Source organism: Ruminococcus sp. (assembly GCF_017650195.1).
Lineage (GTDB): Bacteria > Bacillota > Clostridia > Oscillospirales > Ruminococcaceae > Ruminococcus.
Map to the genome: position 1 here is coordinate 1 of NZ_JAGCFH010000127.1, position 3,404 is coordinate 3,404.

Here is a 3,404-nt window from a genome sequence, read left to right on the forward strand (position 1 = left end):
CAGTGCTTTCAAGTAGAATATGTAGCTCATCGGAAATAAGGTCGCATATCCTTGTACTGCTCTCGGGAGCCTCCTCAGCACTGAAATATATCTCTGCAAGTAATCTGCTTCGACTATTGTAACAGGCTATTACATTTTCGGAAGCTATACCAAATTTTTCAAGCTTGTGCTTTATAATACGGCTCACATTTTCTGAATAACGCACATCAAGCCTTTCTCCGGCAGCACGTATCAGCTCCTCGGTTATCCTAAGCTGTTCATGCAGCATTTCTCTGCTCTCCGAAAATCTCATCTCCATGAGTTTTGCAGAAGCTTTCTCCCTTGCACTTCTTGCAAATGCATCCATAAGCTCTCCCTTGCGAAGACATTCGGCAAGCTCTACAGGAAAGCTCTCAGATGCAAACTCGGTCATCTCTGCAAGTCTTGTAAAACCGCGATATGTATTTCCTCTGTCCGACTTCCAGCAAAAGGGTCGGCGATAGCATAATGAACAAACCTTTTCCGAATTTTCTTCTATCTCATGGCTTATATCACTTTTGCCTGAAAGCATATCAGATATGCGTTCAGACTCTTTGCGAAGCTCTCTTACTGTATCCGAAAGGAAACTCATTCTTGTGCCTATCACATCTGGAAGAGCCTCTGTACTCTCGTGTCCGATACGTATCCATTTGTCCGAGAACGCACCGGCGAATGGTATAAACAATACAACTCCTAATATAATATCTATCATATTCTCTGCGCCCCTTACCGACATTCCTGTAAGTACTGTCATTACAAAATTAATCCCTACAAAACCTGCAGCAGCAATATGTCTTTTCTGTTTATAAAGATATCCTGTCAGAAGTCCGGCTGCTGGAAGCAATACTATATTCAGTCCTACCGCCGAAGATGACAGAAAAGCTCCGCACACTGAAAGAGCTCCTACAAAAACTCCTCCGTTATGCCGGTAAAAATAAGCTCCAGTAAGGGTTACAGCAGCTGAAACGATAATACCTGCATTGAGCATAGGTAGCTTAACAGCTGACAGCGAGGCTATAAGCATTATATATACTACAGCACAGGAAAAGCCGTTCATTCCTGTGAGATTTATCGTATGCTGGCGCCTTATACCGAGTATGAGCTTCGACGCTGAATAAGCCGTAAAGCCTGCAAGTGAACTGTAAAATCCGTAGAACAGAAGCTTGTACATCAGCTCACCTATAACAGCCGATACAGCCGCTCCAGAAACAAAAATGCTGACAGCCGTATTAATACCACAGAGCTTCGGATCATTTTTTGGTTCAAGAAACATCTTGATTATCAATATCATAGCAAGCGCAGATAGTTTTACTATATTATGTCCTATATCGCCACCTATGATACTGCGTATCAGACTGCCGGTAAAAACTGCTGCTGAATACGGAAGATCAACTGCTCCCGAAAGTGAAATATCCGCAAAAGATGAAATCCCTGCAACTCTTGTGCCAGTAAGGAAAAAGCCTGTAGCTGCAGCGGCGGCAAAGCTTGAAACCTGTGTTGCATATTTTACTACGATTAAATCCTTTATTTTTAACATTCGTTATCACCTCACAAAAATATACAAGCTATTATATCATAAGCAAAGTGAAAAAAATGTCATTCTACACTGTCGAGAAATGACTCATAATGACTTTTCTTTTGGCAAAAAGAAAAAGCTGCGCATTGCACAGCTCTCATTTTCATGTATTTTTTTCGTCAGCCATATACAAAAGTGCATTGCAGACAGCAGCCGCAACATTGCTACCGCCTTTTCTGCCCCGTGCAACGATACAGGGTATACCGCTCTCGATCAGCATTTCCTTTGACTGTACTACATTTACGAATCCCACGGGAACTCCTATAACCAGTCTCGGGATAAAAGTTCCACTTGCAATATGCTCGCACAGTCTCACAAGAGCCGTCGGCGCATTGCCTGCCGCGTATATCACAGGCTTTCCGAGAAGAGAAGCCTTATCAACAGAAGCAGCAGCTCTTGTGGTGCCGTTTTTCATAGCAGCAGTCGAGATATCGCTGTCAGCCATAAAGCACTCCACAGTACATCCGTGCCTTGCAAGGGCAGCTTTATTTATTCCTGCCTTTGCCATATTAGTATCGGTAACGAATACAGCTCCTTCCCTTATCGCTGCAAGAGCCTTCTGGACAGCGTCTTCTGAAAAGTACATATTGTCGTAGTAATCAAAATCCGCAGTGGTATGTATAGCACGCATAACTATTGGCTTAATCTCCTCAGGCAGCTTTCTGTCACCCAACTCTGCCTCGATTATCTCAAAGCTACGGTGTTCTATATCTTTTGGAAGAACATATTCAAGCTCCATCAAATCCCCTCCTCAACGATCCTGTAAAGTAGCTCAGTATCTATGCTACGGCGTACTCCGTCGGCAAGCTTGTCATACTGTCTTTCCTTGTAAGCGCCGCGGTCAACTACTCCACCTCGGTAGGTTATCCCTTTGCTTGCATAAAGTCTTTTCACTATACGTTCAGAGACCTCCGCGCTGTCAAACAGACCATGTATATAGCAACCGTAAACGTTGCCGGAATATGCGCCTCCGCAATCAAGTAGAGGACGTTCTCCACTGTCAGTGCTTCCCATGTGTATCTCATAGCCGCTGAACTCTGCTCCGCTGAGGCAGCTGAAAAAACCGCCTATATTCCTAAATCTGCCTCTGGTCTGAGTCTGCCTCTTCTCACCCATGAAAACGGTCCTGCACCTGAGCATTCCCATTCCGTTGATGCTTCCTCCACATTCGCTGTCAAGAGGGTCGGCTATTGTCTCACCAAGCATCTGATATCCTCCACATATACCGAATATAGGAACACCGTTTGACGCACTCCTTTTTATAACCGCCTCCATGCCGCTTTCACGAAGCCATTTCATATCGCAGATAGTACTTTTTGTTCCGGGTATTATTATCATATCAGGATTATCAAGTTCCTCATACTTCGAGACATATCGTACTGATACTCCGTCATACTGTGAGAATACGTCATAATCAGTAAAGTTTGAAATCTTCGGAAGTTTTATGACAGCAATATCTATAATTCCTACAGACGCCCCCTCAAGCTTTGATGAAAGGCTGTCCTCATCTTCAATATCGCAGTCAAGCTGCGGCACTACCCCTAGAACGGGCTTACCGCCACGCTTGAAAAGTATATCCTTACCACTTTCAAACAACGATATATCACCGCGAAACTTGTTTACAACAAGACCTTTTACCATACTAAGCTCGTCAGGATCTAACAGTCCGAGAGTTCCGAGAAGCTGAGCAAAAACGCCTCCTCTATCAATATCTCCCACCAGAAGCACTGGAGCTTTTGCAATTTTTGCCATGCCCATATTAACTATATCATCGGATTTCAAATTCAGCTCAACTGGACTTCCAGCTCCC

The 3,404-nt window shown here is 44.0% G+C and carries 3 protein-coding genes; all 3 read right to left on the bottom strand.

Going from position 1 to position 3,404, the window contains the following annotated elements:
* Positions 1-1,555, bottom strand: a 1,555-nt coding sequence (locus J6U00_RS05850) for a hypothetical protein (protein ID WP_296580109.1), incomplete at its 3' end; no start/stop codon positions are given.
* Positions 1,556-1,697: 142 nt separating this feature from the next.
* Positions 1,698-2,333 carry a precorrin-8X methylmutase gene (locus J6U00_RS05855; protein ID WP_296580111.1) on the bottom strand — a complete coding sequence of 212 codons (636 nt, stop codon included), beginning with the start codon at positions 2,331-2,333 and terminating at the stop codon, positions 1,698-1,700.
* Positions 2,333-3,404 (bottom strand): cobyric acid synthase (locus tag J6U00_RS05860; protein ID WP_296580113.1); only part of this gene is annotated, 1,072 nt, incomplete at its 5' end. The genes J6U00_RS05855 and J6U00_RS05860, both read right to left, overlap by 1 nt.